22 protein-coding genes and 1 pseudogene are annotated in these 25,255 nt (G+C 58.2%); 8 read left to right on the top strand and 15 right to left on the bottom strand.

The window, feature by feature from the left end; genetic code table 11:
- Positions 1 to 47: 47 nt before the first annotated feature.
- A complete protein-coding gene (locus ACWGZX_RS08640; RefSeq protein WP_452628037.1) occupies positions 48 to 248 on the top strand; it encodes a hypothetical protein in 201 nt (66 codons plus the stop codon).
- Between the two features lie 18 nt (positions 249 to 266).
- Entirely contained in the window at positions 267 to 623 is a 357-nt protein-coding gene (locus ACWGZX_RS08635) for a hypothetical protein (RefSeq protein ID WP_452628036.1), read from the top strand.
- 119 nt (positions 624 to 742) lie between these two features.
- On the opposite strand, the gene ACWGZX_RS08630 is transcribed toward ACWGZX_RS08635, so the two are convergent.
- Genes ACWGZX_RS08630 through ACWGZX_RS08620 form a run of 3 tightly spaced genes read right to left on the bottom strand, consistent with a single transcriptional unit; the run spans position 743 to position 3,889 of the window.
- Positions 743 to 1,564, bottom strand: a complete 822-nt coding sequence (locus ACWGZX_RS08630) for a peptidoglycan DD-metalloendopeptidase family protein (RefSeq protein WP_452628035.1) — start codon at positions 1,562 to 1,564, stop codon at positions 743 to 745.
- A gap of 3 nt (positions 1,565 to 1,567) precedes the next feature.
- Positions 1,568 to 2,947 (bottom strand): exodeoxyribonuclease VII large subunit, encoded by a 1,380-nt coding sequence (gene xseA, locus ACWGZX_RS08625; protein WP_452628986.1) that lies wholly within the window; start codon positions 2,945 to 2,947, stop codon positions 1,568 to 1,570.
- 45 nt (positions 2,948 to 2,992) lie between these two features.
- Entirely contained in the window at positions 2,993 to 3,889 is an 897-nt protein-coding gene (locus ACWGZX_RS08620) for a LysR family transcriptional regulator (RefSeq protein ID WP_452628034.1), read from the bottom strand.
- 101 nt (positions 3,890 to 3,990) lie between these two features.
- Between ACWGZX_RS08620 and ACWGZX_RS08615 the strand changes: the two genes are divergently transcribed.
- The 6 genes from ACWGZX_RS08615 (at position 3,991) to tadA (ending at position 10,881) form a co-directional block, all read left to right on the top strand.
- On the top strand, positions 3,991 to 4,758 hold the full coding sequence (locus tag ACWGZX_RS08615; protein WP_452628033.1) for a sulfite exporter TauE/SafE family protein: 768 nt from the start codon (positions 3,991 to 3,993) through the stop codon (positions 4,756 to 4,758).
- Positions 4,759 to 4,936: 178 nt separating this feature from the next.
- Complete coding sequence (locus tag ACWGZX_RS08610) at positions 4,937 to 5,485, top strand: sugar ABC transporter ATPase (protein ID WP_452628032.1); 549 nt, start codon at positions 4,937 to 4,939, stop codon at positions 5,483 to 5,485.
- Positions 5,486 to 5,670: 185 nt separating this feature from the next.
- A complete protein-coding gene (gene guaB, locus ACWGZX_RS08605) occupies positions 5,671 to 7,140 on the top strand; it encodes an IMP dehydrogenase (RefSeq protein WP_223512163.1) in 1,470 nt (489 codons plus the stop codon).
- Between the two features lie 83 nt (positions 7,141 to 7,223).
- Complete coding sequence (gene guaA, locus ACWGZX_RS08600) at positions 7,224 to 8,801, top strand: glutamine-hydrolyzing GMP synthase (protein ID WP_059406339.1); 1,578 nt, start codon at positions 7,224 to 7,226, stop codon at positions 8,799 to 8,801.
- Positions 8,802 to 9,016: 215 nt separating this feature from the next.
- Complete coding sequence (locus tag ACWGZX_RS08595) at positions 9,017 to 10,393, top strand: multicopper oxidase family protein (protein ID WP_452628031.1); 1,377 nt, start codon at positions 9,017 to 9,019, stop codon at positions 10,391 to 10,393.
- The gene (gene tadA, locus ACWGZX_RS08590; protein WP_452628030.1) at positions 10,393 to 10,881 is read left to right on the top strand and encodes a tRNA adenosine(34) deaminase TadA; all 489 of its coding nucleotides are present in this window, start codon (positions 10,393 to 10,395) and stop codon (positions 10,879 to 10,881) included. Before ACWGZX_RS08595 ends, tadA begins: the two co-directional genes overlap by 1 nt.
- A 9-nt stretch (positions 10,882 to 10,890) precedes the next feature.
- Here tadA and ACWGZX_RS08585 read toward each other — a convergent pair whose 3' ends face one another.
- The 12 genes and pseudogenes from ACWGZX_RS08585 to ACWGZX_RS08530 form a co-directional block, all read right to left on the bottom strand.
- The gene (locus tag ACWGZX_RS08585; protein WP_452628029.1) at positions 10,891 to 11,655 is read right to left on the bottom strand and encodes a retron system putative HNH endonuclease; all 765 of its coding nucleotides are present in this window, start codon (positions 11,653 to 11,655) and stop codon (positions 10,891 to 10,893) included.
- The gene (locus tag ACWGZX_RS08580; RefSeq protein WP_452628028.1) at positions 11,652 to 12,947 is read right to left on the bottom strand and encodes an AAA family ATPase; all 1,296 of its coding nucleotides are present in this window, start codon (positions 12,945 to 12,947) and stop codon (positions 11,652 to 11,654) included. Before ACWGZX_RS08580 ends, ACWGZX_RS08585 begins: the two co-directional genes overlap by 4 nt.
- A gap of 149 nt (positions 12,948 to 13,096) precedes the next feature.
- Complete coding sequence (cmoB, locus tag ACWGZX_RS08575) at positions 13,097 to 14,053, bottom strand: tRNA 5-methoxyuridine(34)/uridine 5-oxyacetic acid(34) synthase CmoB (RefSeq protein ID WP_452628027.1); 957 nt, start codon at positions 14,051 to 14,053, stop codon at positions 13,097 to 13,099.
- Positions 14,050 to 14,829: a carboxy-S-adenosyl-L-methionine synthase CmoA gene (gene cmoA / locus ACWGZX_RS08570; protein ID WP_452628026.1), complete on the bottom strand. Its 780-nt coding sequence runs from the start codon at positions 14,827 to 14,829 to the stop codon at positions 14,050 to 14,052. The genes cmoB and cmoA overlap by 4 nt, the downstream gene beginning before the upstream one ends.
- Positions 14,830 to 15,005: 176 nt before the next feature.
- Positions 15,006 to 15,641: a lysoplasmalogenase gene (locus ACWGZX_RS08565; protein WP_452628025.1), complete on the bottom strand. Its 636-nt coding sequence runs from the start codon at positions 15,639 to 15,641 to the stop codon at positions 15,006 to 15,008.
- 2 nt (positions 15,642 to 15,643) lie between these two features.
- The gene (locus tag ACWGZX_RS08560; protein ID WP_452628024.1) at positions 15,644 to 16,036 is read right to left on the bottom strand and encodes a protease inhibitor I42 family protein; all 393 of its coding nucleotides are present in this window, start codon (positions 16,034 to 16,036) and stop codon (positions 15,644 to 15,646) included.
- 127 nt (positions 16,037 to 16,163) lie between these two features.
- Positions 16,164 to 16,643, bottom strand: coding sequence for a hypothetical protein (locus ACWGZX_RS08555; RefSeq protein WP_452628023.1), 480 nt, complete (start codon positions 16,641 to 16,643; stop codon positions 16,164 to 16,166).
- Positions 16,644 to 16,799: 156 nt separating this feature from the next.
- Positions 16,800 to 19,217, bottom strand: a complete 2,418-nt coding sequence (gene lon, locus ACWGZX_RS08550) for an endopeptidase La (protein WP_452628022.1) — start codon at positions 19,215 to 19,217, stop codon at positions 16,800 to 16,802.
- Positions 19,218 to 19,826: 609 nt separating this feature from the next.
- Complete coding sequence (locus tag ACWGZX_RS08545; protein ID WP_452628021.1) at positions 19,827 to 20,204, bottom strand: DUF6124 family protein; 378 nt, start codon at positions 20,202 to 20,204, stop codon at positions 19,827 to 19,829.
- 613 nt (positions 20,205 to 20,817) lie between these two features.
- The gene (locus tag ACWGZX_RS08540; RefSeq protein WP_452628020.1) at positions 20,818 to 21,195 is read right to left on the bottom strand and encodes a DUF6124 family protein; all 378 of its coding nucleotides are present in this window, start codon (positions 21,193 to 21,195) and stop codon (positions 20,818 to 20,820) included.
- A gap of 614 nt (positions 21,196 to 21,809) precedes the next feature.
- A pseudogene (locus ACWGZX_RS08535) lies at positions 21,810 to 22,186 on the bottom strand (DUF6124 family protein).
- 536 nt (positions 22,187 to 22,722) lie between these two features.
- Positions 22,723 to 25,134: a glucose/quinate/shikimate family membrane-bound PQQ-dependent dehydrogenase gene (locus ACWGZX_RS08530; RefSeq protein ID WP_452628019.1), complete on the bottom strand. Its 2,412-nt coding sequence runs from the start codon at positions 25,132 to 25,134 to the stop codon at positions 22,723 to 22,725.
- Positions 25,135 to 25,255 lie beyond the last annotated feature (121 nt).

The raw sequence follows: 25,255 nt of genomic DNA, 5'->3' as shown, positions 1-25,255 counted from the left end.
ACAGGCTGCGGTGCTGGCGAAGCTGAATGAGGGTGTGAGAGGTTTTCATGCCTTCAACCCTAACCGCGGGGGGAAAGGATGGCAAGCAGTCGAAAAAAATTGAGAGGAATACCCTGAAAGTCGATTTTATCGAGATTTTATTGCTGAGGGTTGCGGCGATTGTTGTGATGATTGCGCGAGGTTTGGGCTGTGCGCAATTTGAGGTTCGCGGCGACGACTCCCTGAGCACAGCTATGCTTAAAGCCTGAACACGGCAGGAGTCGAACATGAACGAGTCGGACTGGAAGCGGTATAGCGCGTTGCGTCCATTGGCACATGAGCGGATGTGCATCCGGATCATGGAAGAGGTCGAGCTCATGGTGCTGGATAAAAGCCTGGCGCCTTACGAGCGGATTGAAGCCACTGAAGAGCTGCTTCAGTCCAGGCAAAAGGAGTTGTATTGGGCGTTTGGTGTGTTCAGGTTTTCACGGCATGAGGCTCGCTCGCACTTGCTTGGGCTGTGCGCGCGGGAGTTGATCACGTCTGAAGAGTTGGCGGGTTTCTCGGCGGAGACTCAGGAGTGGATCAGGCATTGCCTGGCGGACCGGGAAGCCCATGGGATTGAAGATCTTGAGGCTGAATAGAGTGTGTCTGTGACATCGCCTTCGCGAGCAGGCTCGCTCCCACAGTGGATTTGTGTACGCCATAGATCAACTGTGGGAGCGAGCCTGCTCGCGAAGAGGCCAGTAGCCTCAACAACTAATCAAGGTTGAAAAGCCCCGATAAAAATCGCCGGATCCACCCGCGCATCATTCAGGCTGATATTCCAGTGCATATGCGGCCCGGTCGCGCGGCCCGTCGCCCCCACTTTCCCGACCACCCCGCCACGCGCCAGTTGCTGGCCAACCTTCACGTCGATTTTCGACATATGGCAGAACATGCTGATAAAGCCTTGCCCGTGATCGACAAACACCGTGTTGCCGTTGAAGAAGTAGTTGCCGATCAGAATCACCTTGCCCGCCGCCGGCGTCTTGATCGGCGTACCGGCAGGCACCGCGAAGTCCAGGCCGGCATGCGGATTGCGCTCTTCACCGTTAAAGAAACGACGCACACCAAACTTGCTCGACAGCGGCCCGTTGACCGGCTTGTCCAGCAAGAGGTTGCTCGGGGTGTTCGGGCTGAAGCTGCGGTAGGCCTGGATCTGCTCGGCCAGTTCGCCTTCGATGCGCTTGAGGTTGTCCGGATTCGGGTTGACCTGCTGCGTATTTTTCAAGGTGATGTGCTGTTCCGGGTACTTCTTGTTGCCGACGGTGAAACTCAGGTTACGACCGCCGCTGCTGAGCTGCTGCGTGCCCGGTTTGACCGTCAAGGGCACGCCGACAATCGCCAGCCAGTTGTTCTGTTCCTTGACCACCAAAACCGGTTTGCCTTGATAGCTGGCTTTCGGCGCTTGGGCTGAGGCGCCCAGATCCACCACGGCCACACCGCCCGGCACCGGTTTGTTCAACAGGCGTGTGATGTAGCTGTCGGCGTGGGCGTTGAAGGTCAGGCACAGCAACAGCAGCGGAGCTAAAAAGCGCGGCATGGATCAATCCAGTAAAGAAAGGGTGACAGGCGTCAGATGATTGTCTTCGACCCGCACTTGCAGTTCGCCGTTGCCGAGTTTGGCCTTGAGGCGCTGACCGTTGTGGGTTTGTTCGGCGCAGCGGATTGCGTTGCCGCGTTCGTCCAGCAGAATGCTGTAGCCACGGGCCAGTGTCGCCAGCGGGCTGACCACTTGTAGCGTCTGCACCTGACTTTGCAGTTGCAGGCGCCGCGACTTGAGACCTTCGCGGATGGCACGGGGCAGGCGTTCGGCGAGGCTGTCGAGGCGCTGGCGGAGCATCGCCAATTGTCGGCCGGGATGTTGCCCGGCGAGACGGGTTTCCAAACGAAGCAAGCGCTCGCGACGGGTATTGAGGCTGCGTTCGAACGCGCGGCGCATGCGCATGTCCAGGTCATCCAGACGCTGAGCTTGCTGACGCAGGCGTTCGCCGGGATGACGCAAGCGGCGGGAGATGCCCTCCAGACGCAGCCGGTCGCGCATCAAACGGTCGCGCATGCGCATCACCAGTCGGCGATGCAGGCTTTCGACCCGACGCACCAGATCGCTGGAATCCGGCGCGAGCAGTTCGGCGGCGGCGGACGGTGTCGGGGCGCGGACATCGGCCACAAAGTCACTGATCGAAACGTCGGTTTCGTGGCCAACGGCGCTGACAATCGGCGTGACGCAGGCATCGACGGCACGGGCCACCGCTTCTTCGTTGAAGCACCAGAGGTCTTCCAGCGAACCGCCACCACGGGCCAGGATCAGCGCGTCGAAGCCACGGGCGTCCGCCAGTTTCAGCGCGCGGACAATCTGCGCGGTGGCTTCGCGACCTTGCACTGCCGTGGGGATCAGCGTCAGCTGGATCTGCGGTGCACGGCGACGGAACACGCTGATAATGTCGCGGATCACCGCGCCGGTCGGCGAGCTGATGATGCCGATGCGTTGCGGATGCGCCGGCAGCGGCACTTTGCGCTTGGCACTGAACAGGCCTTCGGCGCTGAGCTTTTCTTTCAAGGCATCGAAGGCCAGGCGCAGCGCGCCATCACCGGCCGGCTCCACGGTGTCGAGGATCAGCTGATAGTCGCCGCGTCCCTCGAACAACGAAACCTTGCCCCGGACTTTGACGGCCAGGCCATCCTTCAACGCCTGACGCACCCGCGCCGCGTTTTGCCGAAACAGCGCGCAACGCACCTGGGCGCCACTGTCCTTCAGGGTGAAATACACGTGGCCGGACGCCGGGCGGGCGAGGTTGGATATTTCGCCTTCGACCCAGATATTGCTGAACACGTCTTCGAGCAACACCCGCGCGCGGCCGTTGAGCTGGCTGACAGTCAGGACTTCACGGTCCAGGCCGAGTCTTGCAAAGGGATCTTTAATCATGGGGCGCATGATAAAGGCAATCTCCTGCGCAATGCACGATCCGCCCTACATGGATCGGGGGAAGTATTGAATGAATTGCTGGACCAGCGCTGTGGGGTGTTGCCGGGAGGCGAGGGCGACGGTGCTGTGGCAATCCGGGTCAGCCAGCGGCAGGAAATGGATGTCCGGCGGGGCGATGTCCTGCATCGACTCCGGCAACAGGGCAATGCCGAAGCCGGCCTGGATCAATTGCAGCTGCGTGGTTTTACGCGATACCACCCGAGCAGCCTTGGGAAAGAAGCCCTGGCGCATGCATAACTCCGCAGTCAAATAGCTTAGGCCGCCACGTTGAGGGTGAGGAATGGAGATAAATGCCTCTTCCTTCAACTGCATCAGATCGATGCCTTGAGTGAACTTATGCACAGCCAGTCGATGATTCGGAGGAGCCGCCACTAGCAAACGTTCGCTATACAAAGGAACAATCTGCACCCCTTCACGCTGGCGCAGCACTGGCAAGCGCAGCAGACCGACATCCAATCGGCCTTCGGACAACTCTTCCAGTTGTGCTTCGGAGGACAGCTTGACTATGTCCATGGACACACCGGCATGCTGATCCAGATAAGCACTGATGCTTTGCAACAGTCGCCCACTCATTGGCACGGTGCTGGAATGGCTCAGGCGCAAGGTACCGAGTTGGCCGTTGCCGACCTGGGTCGCCATCTCGCTGGCCTTGGTCAGATCATTGAGCAGGTTTCTGGCACGAGGCAAAAAAGCTTCGCCAGCAGCGGTGAGTCGAGGCTGGCGCGCGGTGCGTTCGAACAGGGGCGTTTGCAAGCGGTTTTCCATGTCCTTGATCTGTCGGCTCAGGGCTGACTGCGCGATAAACAGTCGTTCGGCCGCAGCGCTGAAACTGCCGCACTCAGCAATTTCCACGAAGTAACGCAATTGGCGAGTTGAAAGCACGAGGTATGCCTTTTAGAGATGAGTTGGCGACTTTGATGATATTAGTCGCAACGCTTGGTGCTGGCTAAAGTCATCTCTGGTATTCAAGGAAAGCCCTGCAAATGAATGTTCTTGAGTTGTTGCACCAATGGCCCTTCGGCACAACGGATTGGCTGGTGATCGGGCTGGGCATCGCCCTGGCTTATATCGTGTTCGGCATCGCTGGTTTCGGGACGGCGCTGGTGGCGGGGCCGATTCTGATCCTGTTCATGCCGCTGTCGAAGATCGTGCCATTGCTGGTGTTGCTGGATTTTGTCGCGGCGTTCGGCAATTTGCTGCCCTCGCGACGTGATGTGGCGAAACCCGAGTTGCTGCGGTTACTGCCGTGCATGGCGGTGGGTTGCACGCTGGGGGTGATCTTTCTGCTGAACCTGAAATCCGACGTGTTGCTGCTGTTGATGGGGCTGTTTATCAGCGCGTATGCGGTTTACAGCCTGTGGGTCAAAACCCGTCCGACGCAGTTATCCGCCGGTTGGGCGGTGCCGATGGGTACCGTGGGCGGGATGTTCGGGGCGTTGTTTGGCAGTGGCGGTTTTTTATATGCGATCTATTTGAACAGTCGCCTGCCCAAAGAGGCGGCCCGCGCGACGCAGAGTGCGCTGATCAGTTGCAGCACGGTGGTGCGCTTGAGCCTGTTTGCCGTCGCAGGTGTATATGCCGAGCTACCCTTGTTGGTGTTGGCGCTGTGTTTGTTGCCGGCCATGGCCTTGGGATTGTGGATCGGGCGGCGGTTGACCATGAGATTGTCCCGCGAGGCGTTTGTGCGGCTGGTGACCTGGTTGGTGCTGGCCAGCGGGATTGCCTTGATCGGGCGTTACTTGAGTACTTGACCTGAGGGTGTCAGGGATTAAGCTGCCGGCCGAAAATCCTGTAGGAGTGAGTCTGCTCGCGATAGCGGTTTAACGTTCAATAATGTTGTCGACTGATACACCGCTATCGTCGGAACGCCGCCCGGAGCCGGCTCACTCCTACAAGGTTGAATATTCAGTATTTGCAGGGTCTGCACCCATGAATTCACAAAGCATCATCGTCCCGAAAATCTCCACACTGCCGGTACACGAACCCCGGGCTCGCGCAGTGGTGCGGTGGCTGGTGCGCAAGAACATCGTCCAGGAAGAACTGACCACCTGTGGTCGCACCGGCAACCGCATGGCCCACGCCATCGCTGACGGTGCCCGCGCGGTGGTGCTGCACCCGCAAGCGCTGCCGTTTGGCGAGTCGATCAATGGCCTGGAGATCGTCACCAAACGCTGCATCTACACGCCGACCAAAGGTTTCCTGAGCGAGGCCGGCTGCGCCGAATGCCGCAAGGAAGTCGGCGAAGCACTGTTCGAAAGCCTGGAAGACTGGATGCCGGGACGCACCGATAACTTCACCTGTCCCGAATGCGGGCATGAAGATGACATCAACGGCTTTCTTTTCTTGCAGGAGTGTGGTTTTTCCAACCTGGGATTTATCTTCAACAACTGGGCGGAAGCCGGGTTCAAGCAGAGCTTTATCGACGAATTTGCCGATTGGCTGGATCAGCCTGTCAGTTGGGTGAAAGTCGAACTGTAGGAGCACAGCTTGCTGGCGATGGCGGACTTAAGGACGCCATCGCCAGCAAGCTGTGCTCCTACAGAATTCGGGGTTAAATGCCCGTCAATCGACTGTATCGATAATAGACAGAGTTTTACATTGAACCCGAGGGGGTGTCTGACTATAATGGCGCGCTTCCATTTTCCCGCTCGGGAGCCCCCGCGATGCTGCGTATCAGCCAAGAAGCTCTGACATTCGACGACATTCTCCTAGTGCCTGGTTATTCCGAGGTGCTTCCTAACGAAGTCAGTCTCAAGACCCGCCTAACCCGTGGCATCGAGCTGAATATTCCTCTGGTTTCTGCTGCCATGGACACCGTTACTGAAGCCCGTCTGGCAATTGCCATGGCTCAGGAAGGTGGCATCGGCATTATCCACAAGAACATGACCATCGAGCAGCAAGCTGCCGAAGTGCGTAAGGTCAAGCGTTACGAAGCCGGCGTGGTCAAGGATCCGATCACTATCGAGGCTGATGCCACGGTTCGTGAACTGTTCGAATTGACCCGCATGCACAACATCTCCGGCGTTCCGGTACTGCACGATGGCGACCTGGTCGGCATCGTCACTTCCCGTGACGTGCGTTTCGAGAACCGTATGGACGTCTCCGTCCGTGAAGTGATGACGCCTAAAGAGCGTCTGGTCACGGTCAAGGAAGGCGCCGACAAGCACGACGTTCGCGAGCTGTTGCACAAACACCGCATCGAACGCGTACTGATCGTCGACGACAAATTCGCCCTCAAAGGCATGATGACCGTCAACGACATCGAAAAAGCCAAGGCTTACCCGCTGGCCAGCAAGGACGATCAAGGTCGTCTGCGTGTGGGCGCTGCCGTCGGTACCGGTAAAGACACCGGTGACCGCGTCGCTGCCCTGGTCAACGCCGGCGTTGACGTGGTGGTGGTCGACACCGCACACGGTCACTCCAAAGGCGTGATCGACCGCGTTCGTTGGGTCAAACAGAATTTCCCTGAAGTGCAGGTCATCGGCGGCAACATTGCCACCGGCGCTGCCGCCTTGGCTTTGGCCGAAGCAGGCGCTGACGCGGTCAAGGTCGGTATCGGCCCTGGCTCGATCTGCACCACCCGTATCGTCGCCGGTGTCGGCGTCCCGCAAATCAGTGCCATTGCCAACGTCGCCGCTGCCCTTGAAGGCACTGGCGTTCCGTTGATCGCCGACGGCGGCATCCGTTTCTCCGGTGACCTGTCCAAGGCCATCGTAGCCGGTGCTTCCTGCGTGATGATGGGCTCGATGTTCGCCGGTACTGAAGAAGCGCCGGGCGAGATCGAACTGTTCCAGGGTCGTTCGTACAAGGCTTACCGTGGCATGGGCTCGCTGGGCGCCATGTCCCAGGCTCAAGGTTCCTCCGACCGTTACTTCCAGGACTCTTCGGCAGGCGCCGAGAAGCTGGTTCCGGAAGGCATCGAAGGGCGTGTTCCTTACAAGGGCACCCTGAGCGCCATCATCCATCAGCTGATGGGCGGCCTGCGTTCCTCGATGGGCTACACCGGCAGTGCCGACATCGAAGAAATGCGTACCAAGCCTGAGTTCGTGCGGATCACCGGTGCTGGCATGGCCGAGTCCCACGTTCACGACGTACAAATCACCAAAGAAGCGCCAAACTACCGCGTAGGTTGAGGCTTCCAGCAAAAAGTTAAGTAACCGGGGCTGTTTTATTCAGCCCCGAGTTGTTTCTGAACTACATAGACGAGACTGACTTCATGGCCCTCGACATTCACGCTCACCGCATCCTGATCCTCGACTTCGGTTCCCAGTACACCCAGCTGATTGCCCGCCGCGTGCGTGAAATCGGCGTGTACTGCGAACTGCATCCGTTCGACATGGACGACGAAGCGATTCGCGAATTCGCTCCAAAAGGCGTCATTCTCGCCGGCGGCCCCGAGTCTGTGCACGTCGCTGACAGCCCGCGCTGCCCGCAAGCGGTGTTTGACCTTGGCGTACCGGTCTTCGGTATCTGCTACGGCATGCAGACCATGGCTGAACAGCTGGGTGGCAAAGTCGAAGGTTCCGAGCTGCGTGAGTTTGGTTACGCTCGCGTTGACGTGGTCGGCAAGAGCCGCCTGCTCGACGGCATCGAAGACCACATCGACGCCGACGGCCTGTTCGGCCTCGACGTGTGGATGAGCCACGGTGACAAAGTCACCAAGATGCCTCAGGAATTCCACATCCTGGCCAGCACCCCGAGCTGCCCGATTGCCGGCATGTTCGACGACGCGCGCGGCTACTACGGCGTGCAGTTCCACCCGGAAGTGACCCACACCAAGCAGGGTGGACGCATCCTGTCGCGCTTCATCCTCGACATCTGCGGCTGTGAAGCCCTGTGGACGCCTTCGAAGATTGCTGAAGACGCCATTGCCAACATTCGCGCCCAGGTCGGCACCGACAACGTACTGCTCGGCCTGTCCGGTGGTGTGGATTCCTCGGTAGTTGCCGCGCTGCTGCACAAAGCCATCGGCGACCAACTGACCTGCGTATTCGTCGATAACGGCCTGCTGCGTCTGCACGAAGGCGAGCAAGTGATGGCCATGTTCGCCGAGAATATGGGCGTCAAAGTGATCCGCGCCAACGCTGAAGATCAGTTCCTGGACAACCTGGCCGGCGAGTCCGACCCGGAGAAGAAACGCAAGATCATCGGCCGTACCTTCATCGACGTGTTTGATGCCCAGTCCAACAAACTGGACAACATCAAGTACCTCGCTCAAGGCACTATCTACCCGGACGTGATCGAGTCGGCTGGCGCCAAAAGCGGCAAGGCTCATGTGATCAAGTCGCACCACAACGTGGGCGGCCTGCCGGAAGAAATGAACCTCAAGCTGGTTGAACCCCTGCGCGAGCTGTTCAAGGACGAAGTCCGTCGTCTGGGCCTGGAGCTGGGCCTGCCGTACGACATGGTCTACCGTCACCCGTTCCCAGGCCCGGGTCTGGGCGTGCGGATCCTCGGTGAAGTGAAGAAGGAATACGCCGACCTGCTGCGTCGTGCCGACCACATCTTCATCGAAGAACTGCGCAAGGCCGACTGGTACCACAAAGTCAGCCAGGCATTCGTGGTGTTCCAGCCGGTGAAATCGGTTGGCGTGGTGGGCGATGGCCGGCGTTACGCCTGGGTTGTTGCCCTGCGTGCCGTTGAAACCATCGACTTCATGACCGCACGTTGGGCACACCTGCCTTACGAGCTGCTGGAAACCGTCAGCGGCCGCATCATCAATGAAATCGAAGGCATCTCCCGCGTCACTTACGACGTGTCGAGCAAGCCGCCAGCGACGATTGAGTGGGAATGATCCCGCGCAAGCCTTGATGGCTTGATCGCAGGTTGCAATAAAGGCCGTGTGAACACTGTTCACACGGCCTTTTGCGTTTTATCCACGGTGCCAATCTCGCAGGCCTGCGTCTGCGCGTCACGGTCGCTTTGCTGTTTCTTTCACAACTGCGGGTGTATCGTATTCGCCTTTTGCGGGCCTGGGCCTGCCGCTTTTCATGTGAGGTAGTTGAGTTCATGTCCTTTACCCGTCGACAAATACTCGGTGGTCTGGCCGGTCTTGTGGTGGTTGGCGTGGGGGCGGGTGGCGCGTCGCGTTACTGGCTGGGCAAGAGGGCCGATGCGGACGCCGGCCACGACTATGAGCTGATTGCGGCGCCGCTGGACGTCGAACTGGTGGCTGGGCACAAAACCGAAGCCTGGGCGTTCGGCCCGTCGGCACCGGGTACAGAATTGCGGGTTCGCCAGGGCGAATGGCTGCGGGTGCGTTTCATCAATCACCTGCCCGTTGCGACCACCATTCACTGGCACGGTATCCGTCTGCCACTGGAAATGGACGGCGTGCCGTACGTCTCGCAATTGCCGGTGCTGCCGGGTGAATACTTCGACTACAAATTCCGCGTGCCCGATGCCGGCAGCTACTGGTATCACCCGCACGTGAACAGCAGCGAAGAACTCGGCCGCGGCCTGGTCGGACCGCTGATTATTGAAGAGCGCGAACCCACTGGTTTCAAGTATGAAAAAACTCTCAGCCTGAAGAGCTGGCACGTCGATGAAGAAGGCGCGTTCGTCGCGTTCAGCATTCCTCGCGAAGCTGCTCGTGGCGGCACGGCGGGGCGTCTGTCGACCATCAATGGCGTCTCGCAAGCGGTGATTGATTTGCCTGCGGGGCAGATCACTCGTGTTCGCTTGCTCAACCTCGATAACACGTTGACCTATCGCCTGAACATTCCTGGCGTCGAAGCGCAGATATACGCACTGGACGGCAATCCCATCGAGCCGCGCCCGCTGGGCAAGGAATACTGGCTCGGCCCGGGTATGCGTATCTGTCTGGCGATCAAGGCACCGCCGGCCGGTGAAGAATTATCCCTGCGCAACGGTCCGGTACGCTTGGGTACGTTCCGTTCGGTGGCAAATAGCGATGCACTGACCGAATGGCCGCCTGCGCTGCCCGCCAACCCGGTGGCTGAGCCGGACCTGGCCAATGCCGAGAAACTCAACTTCAATTTCGAGTGGGTCGGCTCTGTGTCGGTCAACGTCGAAAACGGCAAACCGCCGAGCCTGTGGCAAATCAACGGCAAAGCCTGGGATATCACTGACAAGACCTGCGCCGACCGGCCGATTGCCAAGCTTGAAAAGGGCAAGAGCTACATTTTTGAATTGAAGAACATGACTCAGTATCAGCACCCGATTCACTTGCACGGCATGAGCTTCAAGGTCATTGCTTCGAACCGGCACAAGGTCATTCCGTACTTCACCGACACGTATCTGTTGGGCAAGAACGAGCGTGCGCAAGTGGCGCTGGTGGCGGATAACCCGGGCATCTGGATGTTCCATTGCCATGTGATCGATCACATGGAAACCGGCCTGATGGCCGCCATCGAGGTGGCGTGATGCGTCAGATTCGTCCAACCGCCATCATCGACCGCAGCCGTGATCGCGACTTCATGCGCGAAGCCCTGGCCCTGGCGGCTCAAGGTGCCGCGCTTGGTGAAGTGCCGGTGGGCGCGGTGCTGGTGCAGGACGGTGAAATCATTGGTCGCGGCTTCAACTGTCCGATCAGCGGCAACGACCCGAGTGCTCATGCCGAGATGGTCGCGATTCGCGCCGCGTCCTTGGCCGTGAGCAACTATCGCCTGCCGGGCAGCACGCTGTACGTGACACTGGAGCCGTGCAGCATGTGCGCAGGCTTGATCGTGCATTCGCGGATTGCGCGGGTGGTGTATGGCGCGCTGGAGCCAAAAGCGGGGATTGTGCAGAGTCAGGGGCAGTTCTTCACCCAAGGCTTTTTGAATCACCGGGTGTTGTTTGAAGGCGGGGTGTTGGCGGAAGAATGCGGGGCGGTGCTCAGCGAGTTCTTCAAGGCCCGGCGAAGCCGCTGAACGCGTTGATCAACCTATGTAACCCGTACTCTTCAGGTGCGCTTCAGCATGGTTGCCCAAGTAATCACGAATGGCCGAGAAGAAGGCTGGCCAATGATGATTACTGTCTTTTATCAAAAAGGTTGAGGCTAAATAACTCCGTGCGTCTTCAAGAGATCTGCCGTTATCTACCAATAATTTTAATTGGTCATTAAGTTTGTCGAGGGCCGGCTTTCTGAGCTTACGCAAGCGGGGGCTATCCAGCTGAAGATTGTCTACAGTTGCCTTTGCCTTGGTAATACAGACCGCGGCGGAATTACAGTTAATTTCATTGACTTGCATTCCGCCAGTACTACGATCAAATTTAAATAAACAGTAATCGCTTGTGAGATTCAGCGGGTTCAGAATTACGGCATCCCAATCGTTTTCTCCTTTTGGAACATCACAGCTGTGCAAGGCAGTAAAGCGGCTCATCGCTTCAACCACGTCAGGTCTAGAACCGCCATGACAGACGGCCAGGAGATTTTGCCAATCGAGGTGCCAGTTCTTGGGGGTAGAGGCATCTGATTTTGGATGAAAGTGTTCTACACGAAAGTCAGCAACACCTGTGTGGTCTGCTGCTTTCAAGTTGATTTCGCAGTAAGCACATATTCCACTTTGATCGGTAGCCAGTTGAAGCTGAACAGCTTTACGTCTGGCTGGGGATCTCTTGAAGTGATCCCAGGTTCGGGTTGGATTGGTGGTTACGTAATTCTTTAGTTCGTTAGGTTCCTGGTTCTTTAACGTGTTTTTCATGAGCGGCGATCCATTTCCTTCAGGCGAACATCCATGTCCAAGCGTATCAGCTCGGGCTCGTGACCAGCCCCCCAATTATCGAGCTTCTGTTTAAGTGCCAGTCCATCCTTTGAATCCCATTTATCGTCGGCAACCAGCTGTTGGTATTTTTTCAGGTCACGGACTATCGCTATTTTTTCCGAACGGGATTCTGTGCCCAGTACGTCGGTCAGCATCTGTTGTGCTTCTGCACCCTCTGAAAACTCAACGAAATCCACGTGAGGTTTTCCGTCTTGCCAATCAATTATGCGTAATGATTCGGGTGGAACGGTACTGATCACTTGCGGACTATGAGTGGTGACAATGAACTGAACATCCGGAAAGGTGCGCATTAGGTCAGGAAGAATTTTTTGCTGCCAGCCAGGGTGCAAGTGCAGGTCGACTTCGTCTATGAGAATCACGCCTTCGGTGGCCAATGGATCGGTGGCTTGCGGATTGGCTTCGGCCATGCGCGCAGCAATATCCATAACCATTGCAATCGTGGTTCGATAACCGTCACTCAGCTGTTCGATACGCAACTGTTTGGTTATGCCCTCCACGTTCCAGTCGAGCATTAGCCCGGCAGGATATGCGCCACGAGGATTACTGAAATCGGGCATTAGTCTACTGATTGCCATTCGTATGGCTCGCAACTCAGGTTGTTCAAAGTCAAACGACCTCTGCGCTTTATGTTCGCGACTTTCACAATCTTCCAGATGATAGAAGTACTCGATGAATCTCTTGAAGTTTGTTCGACTTTGGAGGGCGCCATCAAAGGCATCAAATCGGTTAAAGCTGTTTTTGAAACCCTTCTTGCGCTGAGGAATATCAAATACGCCTCGTCCCGTTCCGTAGTAAATGAAAACTGGAAGTTTGTAAGGTTGTTTATCGTTGGCAGCGTCAATAAAGCTGTCGGCGTACTCCGTCAGTGCTTTATGACCAATTGCAGGCGGAATCTGTGCAGCGGTTTTCTTGGTCTGATCTCTTTTTTCTGTGCGATCCCATTTCAAGCCATCTGTGCTTTCGCAAAGAATTCGCATGTATGGGGGCTTGCTGCCATCAGGGTAGATCTGAAAGTCCGCGTCACGCGGGCTTATGCCGGATACGCCAGGCAGCCTTGAAACAAAGAGTCCGAAAGCGGTCGCCAATGCGTCCAGAACGCTTGATTTGCCTGCGCCATTTCTAGCCACCAATACGGTTATTTTATCGTCGAATTCAATCTTGAAATCAGCAAAGCGGCGGTAGTGTTTCAGTGTCAGCTGTCTGATTTTCACAGTACATATCCCTTCTGTGATGGCTACTTTCAATGAATGCCGATTTTTTCGTTCACTTACCGATGCGCGTGAAAGTAGCAGAGTCTAACTACTCCGGTTAAGAAAACTTTTGTTTGCGCATTGAGCGACTCGCTCCTATGAGCGGGGGGCTACTTTCTCGCAACAATCACCGCACGCATCGGCGCCGGCAGCCCTTCAATCGTTTTGCTGTGATCGTCCGGATCAAGGAAGTCGCTCAACGATTGATACTTCATCCACTCCGTCCCGCGCTGTTCTTCGACCGTGGTCACGCTCACGTCAACGCAACGCACATCCGTAAACCCGGCACGCCGCAACCACAGCTCCAGCGCCGGTACCGACGGCAGGAACCACACGTTGCGCATCTGCGCGTAACGGTCTTCCGGTACCAGCACCTGTTGTTGATCGCCCTCGATCACCAGCGTCTCCAGCACCAACTCGCCGCCCTTGACCAGGCAATCTTTCAGCGCCAGCAAATGCTCGATCGGCGAGCGGCGATGGTAGAACACGCCCATGGAAAACACCGTATCAAAGCCTTCCAGCTCCGGCGGCAGGTCTTCGAACGGGAACGGCAAATGCCAGGCATTCGGTTCGGACAGGTAGCGTTGCACCGCTTGGAACTGGCAGAAGAACAGCCAGTTCGGGTCAACGCCGATCACGCTGTCGGCCCCGGCACCGAGCATGCGCCACATGTAGTAACCGTTTCCGCACCCGACGTCGAGGATGCGTTTGCCCTTCAGATCCAGATGCGGTGCGACCCGCGACCATTTCCAGTCCGAGCGCCATTCTGTGTCGACATGCACACCAAACAGGTCAAACGGCCCTTTGCGCCACGGTGACAAACCCATCAGCGCGGTACGCATCTGTGCGCGGGTTTCGTCGTCGCACTCGGTGTCCAGCATTAGGCCATTGAGCAAGTCGACTTCGCTCGGCTGAATCTTCGGCAAGGCATCCAGCGCACTTTGCCAGCGCTCCAGATCGCCGTGACCTTTCTCCATTTTCTTGTCGAGTTGCGCTTGCAGGGTGTTGGCCCATTCGGCCAGCGGTGTACCGGCCAGACGGCGGGCGAGGGGGGACAGATCAATCATGGCAAGGCAATCAACGAGGCAAAGTTAAGACACTGGAACCACGGCACGACTTTCGAGAACCCGGCGGCCAACAGGCGCTCGCGGTGTTCTTCGAGGCTGTCGGGCTTCATGACGTTTTCGATGGCGCTGCGCTTCTGGGCGATTTCCAGTTCGCTGTAGCCGTTGGCACGTTTGAAGGCGACGTGCAGGTCGGTGAGCAGCGCGTGTTCTTCGAGATCGTTGAAACGCAGCTTCTCCGACAGAATCAGCGCGCCACCTGGCAACAGCGACTGGCGGATGCGCGAGAGCAACGCCGTGCGCTGGTCCGGGGCGATGAATTGCAGGGTGAAGTTCAGCGCCACCACCGAGGCTGGCTGAAACTCAAGGGCGAGGATGTCGCCTTCGATCACTTCCACCGGCAGCAACTCCTGGAACATCGAGTCCTGACCGTTGAGGTATTCGCGGCAACGTTCGACCATCGCCGCCGAGTTATCCACAGCGATAACGCGGCAACCGTCGGTGCGCACGTGACGGCGCAAGGCCTGAGTCACGGCGCCCAATGACGAACCGAGGTCGTAGAGCACGCTATTGGGCTGGGCGAATTGCGCGGCGAGCACGCCGAGGTTTTCCACGATGGTCGGATAACCTGGCACCGAGCGCTTGATCATGTCCGGGAACACCCGCACCACGTCCTCGTTAAAGGCGAAGTCAGGCACCTGGGCCAAAGGCTGGGCGAAAAGGCGATCGGGTTCTTTGCTCACGGCGGTTCCAGCAGCGTTGGTGGAAAAGGCCGGCATTTTAGCCAAATTGACGGGGGGATGCGCGGGTTGTCTGATAAACCGGCTGGAAGGGGTACTGGGGGAGCTGCATTGTCAGTGGTGCCGCCTTCGCGAGCAGGCTCGCTCCCACAATGGATCTCGTCGATTGCATTCACCGCAGATCAAATGTGGGAGCGAGCCTGCTCGCGAAGAATTCAGCGCTGTTTTTGGGTGAACGCCGAAGCGGTAATTCCCCATTGCCCCAGCCAATAACTGAGGATGATTACATAGGGCGCTGCGTCGAATGGCATCACAAAACGGCTGATGCCAATCACGCTGTCGGAGAACACGAACGCCACCGCACCTGCCGCTGCCAGCAGCGCCGAGCGTTTGGGGACTTCAGTGCCCAGTCGAGCCAGCGCCCGCCAGAGCATTGCGCTGATGGCCAAGCCGTAAACAATCACCGGGATCAGCAATGGGCCGAGGCCGTGAGAGATCAAAATCCCCAGCAACACCGCGCCGACTCCCAACGCAATCACCAATGGCAACAACGCCAACCGCCGACAATCGCTCAAGTACGCTTTCAAGTACGCCAGATGCGCGACCAGAAACGCCCCAAGACCAAACACAAACAGATCCCCCGGCCACGCCAGCAACACATCTCCGAGCAGCGAGAAAATCAGGCCAAGGCTGATCCAGCGGCGATAGTCGCTGGGCGGCGCGTCATGCAGCCAACCGAGCAAGGCCAGCACTGGCATCGGTTTGACCAGCAGGCAGAGCAACGTTGCATGCATGCTCACGCCATACAGAAAGGTCACTGCGCCCATCAGCGCCAGAATCAGCCAGCCCACGATCAGTTAACCGAGATCGCGCAATCGAAAGTTTCCACCGGCAATACCTCCGGGGCCCAGGGTTGTTGCGATGTCAGGCGCAAGCGCCCGGTGCCGGCGGTGAACGCCTGAAAGCGCCAGGTCGAGAGGCCGGCGCTGCCGACGATTCCGGCGTCTTGCGGGTTACTGTAAACCTCGGGGCTGAGCGCATGCAGCACACCACCGGCCGAATCCTGAATCGCCCAGCGGTAACCCGTCGACGGGTTGCTAGGCAGGGTCAGGATCAGGTTTTGCCCGCTGTTCAGTTTCACCGGGCATTGACTTTGTTTTACCACGGTCACGTTCTGTTTCGGTTGCGTGGCGCAGGCGGCCAGCAAGGACAGGGCGAGGGGGACAAACAGGCGGGTGGGGGACATGGGGTCAGTGGCTCCGGCGTTCACGACGAACGGCGAGCATAACTGAAGATGAGACAAAGTGTGACGGTGGGAGCTACGGACGCGATCCTCTGGTACCTGTTTCGCGCCCGTAGGCGTGCAGCCAGGACTAATTCGCAGTGCTGTATGTCAAGTTACTGGTGAAGGATCCGGAAGCAAACCCGAGGATTTCTCCGGTAAGCGTGGATTTCATGGATATGTTGATGGCTGACACCCTGCAATGGAATCCACTGATATCATTTTTAAAAAGGGCAAAGTGCAATTTTCCATCGATGGCTTCGTAAAGTTCGCGAGAGTCAATATCTAATTTGGTGTTTAGCACTTCTTTGAAACTTGCTGCTCGGAAGGGGCCATCTTTTGTAATAGAGTACTCACCCGTTGTAATGTCTGCGCTGAAAGTGAAAGACAAGTATTTTTCACTAGGGCGGCCCTTGTTTTGATAGTAGGCAATCGTAATTTCATTATCGAATTTAAGGTTGAACTCCAGATCCGTTGAGTCAATCTCAATCCGGCCTCCGGCTCCGAGTTGCATTCGGCCATCCAATTTGAACTTTGTATCAATAATCTGGTTTGTTTTGCTGGTTGTCATGAATAAATCCCTTTCGATAATGAATGATGTCGAGTGGGAAGTGTGGAGGGGTGCTTAATAACTGGTAACTGTCAGATCTGACAGTTGTTTAGATTTATTTGCAATAAGAAGGTAGTTTGCCAGCACCCTACAGCGCGAATGCTGGCGAACTTCCTGTCAAAACAAAATCTTCGCCACATCCGCAAAGCGCTTGGCGAAATGCACGGTAATCCCTTCCTTCAGATAGTCCGGCAGTTCATCAAAACTGCCACGGTTAGGCTCCGGCAAAATCAACTCGAAAATCTTCTGCCGCCGCGCTGCAATCACTTTCTCGCGCACCCCGCCAATCGGCAGTACATGCCCGGTCAACGTCAGTTCGCCGGTCATGGCCACGCCTTTTTTCGGCGGCTGGTTACGCGCGAGCGAGAGCAGGGCGCTGGCCATGGTCACGCCGGCGCTCGGGCCGTCTTTGGGGGTGGCGCCTTCCGGGACGTGCAAGTGGACGAAAGCCTCGTCGAAGAACTTCGGATCGCCGCCAAACGACTTCAGATTGGAGCTCACGTAGCTGTAGGCGATTTCCGCCGACTCTTTCATCACATCACCCAATTGCCCGGTGAGTTTGAAGCCACGGTTAAGCGTGTGGATCCGCGTCGCTTCAATCGGCAAGGTCGCGCCGCCCATGCTGGTCCAGGCCAGACCGGTGATTACGCCAGTGCCGGACAGCACTTGCTCGTTACGGAACACCGGGTGACCGAGTGAGGCTTCGAGGTCTTTGGGCCCGAGTTTGATCACCGCTTTCGGTTCGTCGATCAACTTCACCACGGCTTTGCGCACCAGTTTTCCCAGTTGTTTTTCCAACTGGCGCACACCGGCTTCACGGGCGTACCCGTCGATCAAGGCTTTGAGGGCGCTGTCGCTGATGCTCAGGCTGCCTTTGGACACGCCGGCCTTTTCCAGTTGCTTGGGCCATAGGTGGCGTTTGGCGATGGCGATTTTTTCTTCGGTGATGTAACCCGACAGGCGAATCACTTCCATGCGGTCCAGCAACGGGCCGGGGATCGAGTCCAAGGTGTTGGCGGTGCACACGAACAACACTTTCGACAGGTCCAGACGCAGGTCCAGGTAGTGGTCGAGGAATTCGACGTTCTGTTCCGGATCGAGGGTTTCAAGGAGCGCCGAGGCTGGATCGCCCTGGTAGCTTTGGCCCATCTTGTCGATCTCGTCGAGCATGATCACCGGGTTCATCACTTCGACGTCTTTCAACGCCTGTACGAGTTTGCCCGGTTGCGCGCCGATGTAAGTGCGGCGATGGCCCTTGATCTCGGCTTCGTCGCGCATGCCACCGAGGCTGAAGCGGTAGAAAGGCCGGCCCAGGGATTCGGCGATGGATTTGCCGACGCTGGTTTTACCCACTCCCGGCGGGCCGACCAGCAAAACGATGGAGCCGCTGATCTCGCCTTTGTAAGCGCCGACAGCGAGGAATTCGAGGATGCGGTCCTTGATGTCGTCGAGGCCGGCGTGGTGTTTGTCCAGTACCTTGCGCGCGTGCTTGAGGTCGAGTTTGTCCTCGCCGTACACGCCCCACGGCACCGAGGTTGCCCAGTCGAGGTAGTTGCGGGTGACCGCGTACTCGGGCGAGCCGGTTTCCAGGATCGACAGCTTGTTCATTTCCTCTTCGATGCGTTTCTGCGCCTGCGCAGAGAGCACTTTGCCAGTCAGGCGTTGCTCGAACTGCTCAATGTCGGCGCTGCGGTCGTCCTTGGTCAGGCCCAGCTCTTGCTGAATGACTTTGAGTTGTTCCTTGAGGAAGAATTCACGCTGATGCTCGCCGATCTTGCGGTTAACTTCGGCGGAGATCTCTTTTTGCAGGCGCGCGACTTCGACTTCCTTGCGCAGCATCGGCAGGACTTTTTCCATGCGCTTGAGCATCGGCACGCAGTCGAGCACTTCTTGCAGCTCGCTGCCGGTGGCCGAGGTCAGGGCGGCGGCGAAGTCGGTCAGCGGCGAGGGGTCGTTGGGGCTGAAGCGGTTGAGGTAGTTTTTCAGCTCTTCGCTGTACAGCGGGTTGAGCGGCAGCAGTTCCTTGATCGCGTTGATCAGCGCCATGCCGTAAGCCTTGACCTCGTCGGTCGGCTCGGTCGGCTGGTGCGGGTATTCGACTTCCACCAGGTACGGCGGGCGATGGTGCTTGAGCCAGGTTTTGATGCGCACCCGGGTCAGGCCTTGGGCGACGAATTGCAGTTTGCCGTTTTCACGACTGGCGTGGTGCACCTTGACCAGTGTGCCGTACTCCGGCAGTGCGCCGGTGTTGAAATGACGCGGGTCTTCCTGGGGCGCGTCCATGTAGAACAGGGCCAGGGAGTGATGATCGGCTTTGCTGACCAGGTCCAGTGTCTCGGCCCACGGTTCTTCGTTGACGATGACCGGCAGCACTTGGGCCGGGAAGAACGGGCGGTTGTGGATCGGGATGATGTAGACCTTGTCCGGCAGGTTCTGGCCGGGCAGGGCGAGGCCTTTGCCGGTGGTGTGGTGTTCGATTTGCTCGGCTTCGTCGTACTCGTTTGGGTCTTCGGGGAATTCTTGCTGGTCGCTCATGGGGCACCTGCGCATTGGGTATGGGTGTTAGATGGGGCAGGTGGGGGGTGGTTTCAATGGTTCGGGATATTTCAGAGTGTGTGTTCAGGGTTTGGACAGGTGCTTTGGACTTGGCGGCCTCTGGGCCGACCATGTCGTTGTTTTTGGTGTACATATCCGTTTCTGCGGTAACGGCCACTTAGGGTTTCGCCCTTACGGCGCCTCACTTTTTTTTCAAACGCCAAAAAAAAGTAAGCAAAAAAAGGCTCGCCCCGAGCGTCCGGCCCCTCGCTAAGGCTCGGCGTTCCTTCGCTCCGGTGTCCATCCGGGGACACTGCCCTCCGGTCTGCTTCGCTTCGACCTACATGCAGCGTGTTCGACTGCGTCGAACGGCGCTGCGCGCCACTCCCCGGATGAACACCTCCACTCAGCCTCCCGAAGGGGCGGGCAGATCAAAAGCAAGATCAAAAGCTTTCAGGCGAGCTAACGCTCGGCCTGTTGAGCGGTGAGGAGCAAGGGCGGTACGCCGATCTACTGTAGGAGCTGGCTTGCCAGCGAAGGCGGCCTGACAGCCGACCAATCTCTGGCGGATGGATCCGCTCCTACAGGGGATTGGCTTCTGGTGGGGGATTAGCGGTGTGGCGTGGGTTTGGGTAGTTCGAGGTTATCCAGCATCCGGTTCACCGCCAGTTCGGCCAGCATGACGATCTGCTGAATCGCCATGGTCGTGTTGCGATGCGGGCCTTCCAGATAGCCGGCAAAATCGCTGGCCATCACACTGGCCTGGGCCAGGGACTCACAGGTGTGGGCCAACAGGTCTTCGTCTTTGAGATCCGGTGCGAGCATGAACATCGTGCTGGGTTTGCGGGTGGGCGGTGATTTGAGCGCAGCGGGATTGAGGACGTGATTCAGCGCGCGTTCGGCGGCTTCGTTGAGTTTTTTGGAATCGACGGATTTGTAGGGGGAAACGTCGTCGGTTTCCGGGGGATTCGGTGTTTCTTTGATCATGGTGAAGCTCCATTCGAAGATAGGGAGTTCGCCACGACTGCGACCAAGCAGTTGGGTGGCGAACCGTACGCAGGTTGGTCGACCAGGGAATGGAACCCGGCAGGGCCGAAGCCCTCCCACGCACAGCTCGCCATTAAGCAAGCACGAAAAGTGCGCCATTCTAAACCTGGGCGACCAAACCCGGTCGCTGAATTTGCAGCGACGGGCAAAGCCTATCTCCCGGCCTTCCGACACGACAACCGACAGTACCTGTCGGAATCCTTCCCCAAAACCGCCACGGCTGTAGGACCAGCGCAAAATTTTCAGACTGATCCCAATCGAAATGTGGGAGCGGGCTTGCCCGCGAAGGCTGTTTAACATTCAACATTGATGTCGACTGACACACCGCTTTCGCGGGCAAGCCCGCTCCACATTTTATTTATGGTGTGGCGAAGATGGCGGCCACAAAAAGGCGAGGCTTGCCTGCGAAGGCGGCCTGACAACCGACCAATCTCTGGCAGATGTGTACCGTTCCACTGTAGGAGCCGAGCTTGCTCGCGATGACGGAGTGTCAGTTGTCATTAATTTTGAATATTAGACCGCAATCGCGAGCGAGCTCGGCTCCTACAGGGGATTAGCGGTGTGGCGTGGGTTTGGGTAGTTCGAGGTTGTCGAGCATCCGGTTTGCCGCCAGTTCGGCCAGCATGACGATCTGCTGAATCGCCATGGCCGTGTTGCGATGCGGGCCTTCCAGATAGCCGGCAAAATCGCTGGCCATCACACTGGCCTGGGCCAGGGACTCACAGGTGTGGGCCAACAGGTCTTCGTCTTTGAGATCCGGTGCGAGCATGAACATCGTGCTGGGTTTGCGGGTGGGCGGTGATTTGAGCGCAGCGGGATTGAGGAAGTGATTCAGCGCGCGTTCGGCGGCTTCGTTGAGTTTTTTGGAATCGACGGATTTGTAGGGGGAAACGTCGTCGGTTTCCGGGGGATTCGGTGTTTCTTTGATCATGGTGAAGCTCCATTCGAAGATAGGGAGTTCGCCACGACTGCGACCAAGCAGTTGGGTGGCGAACCGTACGCAGGTTGGTCGACCAGGGAATGGAACCCGGCAGGGCCGAAGCCCTCCCACGCACAGCTCGCCATTAAGCAAGCACGAAAAGTGCGCCATTCTAAACCTGGGCGACCAAACCCGGTCGCTGAATTTGCAGCGACGGGCAAAGCCTATCTCCCGGCCTTCCGACACGACAACCGACAGTACCTGTCGGAATCCTTCCCCAAAACCGCCACGGCTGTAGGACCAGCGCAAAATTTTCAGACTGATCCCAATCGAAATGTGGGAGCGGGCTTGCCCGCGAAGGCTGTTTAACATTCAACATTGATGTCGACTGACACACCGCTTTCGCGGGCAAGCCCGCTCCCACATTTTATTTATGGTGTGGCGAAGATGGCGGCCACAAAAAGGCGAGGCTTGCCTGCGAAGGCGGCCTGACAACCGACCAATCTCTGGCAGATGTGTACCGTTCCACTGTAGGAGCCGAGCTTGCTCGCGATGACGGAGTGTCAGTTGTCATTAATTTTGAATATTAGACCGCAATCGCGAGCGAGCTCGGCTCCTACAGGGGATTAGCGGTGTGGCGTGGGTTTGGGTAGTTCGAGGTTGTCGAGCATCCGGTTTGCCGCCAGTTCGGCGAGCATGACGATTTGCTGGATTGCCATCGCGGTGTTGCGATGCGGGCCTTCCAGATAGCCGGCAAAATCGCTGGCCATCACACTGGCCTGAGCCAACGATTCACAGGTATGGGCCAACAGGTCTTCGTCTTTGAGGCCCGGTGCGAGCATGAACATCGTGCTGGGTTTGCGGGTGGCGGTGATTTGAGCGCAGCGGGATTGAGGTAGTGATTCAACGCGCGTTCGGCGGCTTCGTTGAGCTTTTTGGAATCGACGGATTCGTAGGGGGATACGTCGTCGGTTTCCGGAGGGTTAGGTGTTTCTTTGATCATGGTGAAGCTCCAAGTAAGTAATGGAGCTGCCACTAATCGCCGCGAAGCAATGGAAGGTGGCAGCTGTACGCAGGTTCGCGGACCGAGCACTTGGTAAACCCGGCATACCCGAAGGTATCCCGCGCACAGCCACCATAAAACCAATCGACAAACTATGAAGGAGAGTCGGTTGAGGGCGGTGATTATGCACCAAGTAAGCTAATTCGGGCCGCGATGCCCGGCCGCTGATTTGCAGCGACGGGCAAAGCCTATCCCCATGGCTTCCGACACAACAACCGACAGTACCTGTCGGAATCCTCCTCGAAAACCGCCCCGGCTGTAGGACCTCCACAGATTTTCCAGACCTCCCCCGGTCAAATTGTAGGAGTGAGCCTGCTCGCGATGGCTGTTTAACATTCAACATCAATGTGCCTGACACACCGTCATCGTGAGCAGGCTCACTCCTACAATTTGATCAGTGGGGTGACAAAAATCGCGACCACAAAAAAAGGCGACCCCCTCGCAGGAGTCGCCTTTCCATTAACCGCCGCTAAAACCTATTCCGGCAGTTTGTACGCAATCACATAGTCACCCATCTTGGTGCCCAGCGAACCGTGACCACCCACAACCAACAGAACGTATTGCTTGCCGTCCTTGCCCGTATAGGTCATCGGTGTGGCTTGGCCACCCGCCGGCAGACGCGATTTCCACAACTCTTTACCAGAGTTCACGTCGTACGCGCGCAGGTACTGGTCGAGGGTGCCGCTGAGGAAGCCGACGCCGCCAGCCGTTACCATCGAGCCGCCCATGCTCGGCACGCCGAGGGTGAAGCCGATCGGGATCGGCGAGCTGTCGCGGCTGGTGCCGTTTTTGCGTTTCCACACGACTTTGCCGGTGGTCAGGTCGATACCGGCGACGTAGCCCCAGGCCGGGGCCTGGCACGGTACGCCGAAGGGCGACATGAACGGGTGCATGATCACGGCGTATGGCGCGCCGGTGTTCGGTTGCACGCCAGCGGTTTCGCTCTCGCGTTTGCTGCCGGCAGCGACTTCTGCGCGTGGCACCATTTTCGAGACGAAGGCCATGTAGTTCGGGCTGGTGAACAGGATCTGGCGAACCGGGTCGACCGAGACGCCGCCCCAGTTGAACACGCCAACGTTACCCGGGTAGATCAGGCTGCCCTGCTCCGATGGCGGGGTGTACTGGCCCTCATAACGCAGTTCCTTGAACTGGATGCGGCACAGCATCTGGTCGAACGGGCTCGCGCCCCACATGGCTTTTTCGGTCAGTTCCGGAGCCAGCAGGTTGAGGTCCGAACGGGCCTGGGTCGGGGCGGTGTGGTCGCCTTTCACGGCGCCTTGCGGAACCGGGATTTCCTTGATCGGGATGATCGGTGTGCCGTCACGACGGTCGAGGACGTACAGGCTGCCCTGTTTGGTCGGGGCGATCAACGCAGGTTTCACGCCGTCGGCGGTTTTCATGTCGAGCAGGGTTGGCTGGCTGCCAACGTCCATGTCCCACAGGTCGTGGTGGGTGAACTGGTAGTTCCAGCGTACTTTACCGGTGGCCAGGTCCAGAGCCACAACGCCGGCGCTGAATTTCTCGGCGCCTGGGGTGCGGTCGGCGCCCCATTGGTCTGGGGTCTGGTTGCCCAGTGGCAGGTAAACCATGCCGAGTTTTTCGTCGACGCTGGCCAGCGACCACATGTTCGCCGAGTTGCGGCTGTAGGTTTCGCCCGGGGCCAATGGCTCGGTGGCGTCTGGCTTGTCGCTGTCCCAGTTCCATACGAGGTGGCCGTCGCGCACGTCGAAGGCGCGGATCACGCCCGATGGCTCGTTGGTCGATTCGTTGTCGGTAACGTGACCGCCCATGATCACCAGATCACGGGTAATCGCGGCCGGCGAAGTGGAGTAGTAGCCACCGGCAGTGAACGGGCCGATGCCTTGGGTCAGGTCAACCACACCGTTTTTGCCGAAGCCTTCGCAGATCTTGCCGGTGTCGGCGTTCAACGCGATCAGGCGGGCATCGGCGGTTGGCAGGTACAGACGACGCGGGCAGGCCTGGGCGACGGCTTTGCCGGCTTCGGAGATGACGGCGGAAGCGGCGTTTTCAGACTTGGCGTACGTAGCTTCGTCGTAGTACGACACGCCACGGCAGGTCATGTGGGCGAAGCCCTTGAAGCCGACCGGGCTCTTGATCTGTGGATCGAAGCGCCACAGTTCCTTGCCGGTGTCCGGATCCAGTGCCAACACTTTGCTGTGCGCGGTGCAGGCGTAGATCATGCCGTTGGCTTTGAGCGGGGTGTTTTCGTTGGTCAACTCGACCGGGTCATCCGCGGTCGGCAGGTCGCCGGTCTGGATGCGCCAGGCTTCTTGCAGCTTGCCGACGTTGGCCGGGGTGATCTGCTTGAGTGGCGAGTAACGGTCACCGAACTCGGTGCGGCCATAAGCCTGCCAGTCGCCATCCGGCATTTGCGGGGCGGTGCTGGTGGTGTCTGCAGTGTCGCGGCCCAGTTCGCCGAACGTTTCGCCCGGGTGGGTGAACAGGCTGGCCAGTGCGGTGACGCCGGCCAGAACCACAGCCACGGTCAGGCCGCCGGTGCCCATTGGCGCAGGGCCGTTGAGCAACAGTGGACGGCGGAACCACGGCAGCAGCATCACGAAACCGAGGACAAACCACAGCGCCAGGCGCGGGACCAGTTGCCACCAATCGAGGCCGACTTCCCACAAGGCCCACACGGTGCTGGCGAACAGCACCAGTGCGTACAGGCCCAGGGCGGCTCGGCGGGCGAGCATCAACAGCACGCCGCTCAGCGTCAGGCCGATACCGGCCAGCAGGTAATACAGCGAGCCGCCGAGCATGCTCAGCTTGATCCCGCCGGCCAGCATGGCCAGGCCCATTAGCAGAAGCAGAATGCCGAGCAGGGTCGGCAATAGACGGCTTCGACTCAAAGCACCATCAGTGCTCATAGTGTGGTTCTCCGTGACGTTTCAAGTAGTCCCGCGCAAGTTCACTGTAGATGACGATCTGGCGTGGGCATGGTTCATATAAAAACTGCAATCCTTGTAGGAGCTGGCTGTGTGGCGAGGG

It is taken from the genome of Pseudomonas sp. CLCA07, assembly GCF_053615335.1.
The sequence above is the reverse complement of the archived record's forward strand: the minus strand, read 5'-3'. Positions and strand labels throughout refer to the sequence as shown.

Excerpts from the sequence above, each read along its gene's own strand:
- ACWGZX_RS08560 (WP_452628024.1), bottom strand. The coding sequence starts at position 16,036 with ATGTCCCCCACCCGCCTGTTTGTCCCCCTCGCCCTGTCCTTGCTGGCC.
- xseA (WP_452628986.1), bottom strand. The coding sequence starts at position 2,947 with ATGATTAAAGATCCCTTTGCAAGACTCGGCCTGGACCGTGAAGTCCTG.
- ACWGZX_RS08610 (WP_452628032.1), top strand. The coding sequence starts at position 4,937 with ATGAATTCACAAAGCATCATCGTCCCGAAAATCTCCACACTGCCGGTA.
- ACWGZX_RS08595 (WP_452628031.1), top strand. The coding sequence starts at position 9,017 with ATGTCCTTTACCCGTCGACAAATACTCGGTGGTCTGGCCGGTCTTGTG.
- ACWGZX_RS08615 (WP_452628033.1), top strand. The coding sequence starts at position 3,991 with ATGAATGTTCTTGAGTTGTTGCACCAATGGCCCTTCGGCACAACGGAT.
- tadA (WP_452628030.1), top strand. The coding sequence starts at position 10,393 with ATGCGTCAGATTCGTCCAACCGCCATCATCGACCGCAGCCGTGATCGC.
- cmoA (WP_452628026.1), bottom strand. The coding sequence starts at position 14,829 with ATGCCGGCCTTTTCCACCAACGCTGCTGGAACCGCCGTGAGCAAAGAA.
- ACWGZX_RS08530 (WP_452628019.1), bottom strand. The coding sequence starts at position 25,134 with ATGAGCACTGATGGTGCTTTGAGTCGAAGCCGTCTATTGCCGACCCTG.
- ACWGZX_RS08630 (WP_452628035.1), bottom strand. The coding sequence starts at position 1,564 with ATGCCGCGCTTTTTAGCTCCGCTGCTGTTGCTGTGCCTGACCTTCAAC.
- cmoB (WP_452628027.1), bottom strand. The coding sequence starts at position 14,053 with ATGATTGATCTGTCCCCCCTCGCCCGCCGTCTGGCCGGTACACCGCTG.
- guaB (WP_223512163.1), top strand. The coding sequence starts at position 5,671 with ATGCTGCGTATCAGCCAAGAAGCTCTGACATTCGACGACATTCTCCTA.
- ACWGZX_RS08585 (WP_452628029.1), bottom strand. The coding sequence starts at position 11,655 with ATGAAAAACACGTTAAAGAACCAGGAACCTAACGAACTAAAGAATTAC.
- ACWGZX_RS08635 (WP_452628036.1), top strand. The coding sequence starts at position 267 with ATGAACGAGTCGGACTGGAAGCGGTATAGCGCGTTGCGTCCATTGGCA.
- ACWGZX_RS08640 (WP_452628037.1), top strand. The coding sequence starts at position 48 with ATGCCTTCAACCCTAACCGCGGGGGGAAAGGATGGCAAGCAGTCGAAA.
- ACWGZX_RS08540 (WP_452628020.1), bottom strand. The coding sequence starts at position 21,195 with ATGATCAAAGAAACACCGAATCCCCCGGAAACCGACGACGTTTCCCCC.
- ACWGZX_RS08545 (WP_452628021.1), bottom strand. The coding sequence starts at position 20,204 with ATGATCAAAGAAACACCGAATCCCCCGGAAACCGACGACGTTTCCCCC.
- lon (WP_452628022.1), bottom strand. The coding sequence starts at position 19,217 with ATGAGCGACCAGCAAGAATTCCCCGAAGACCCAAACGAGTACGACGAA.
- guaA (WP_059406339.1), top strand. The coding sequence starts at position 7,224 with ATGGCCCTCGACATTCACGCTCACCGCATCCTGATCCTCGACTTCGGT.
- ACWGZX_RS08555 (WP_452628023.1), bottom strand. The coding sequence starts at position 16,643 with ATGACAACCAGCAAAACAAACCAGATTATTGATACAAAGTTCAAATTG.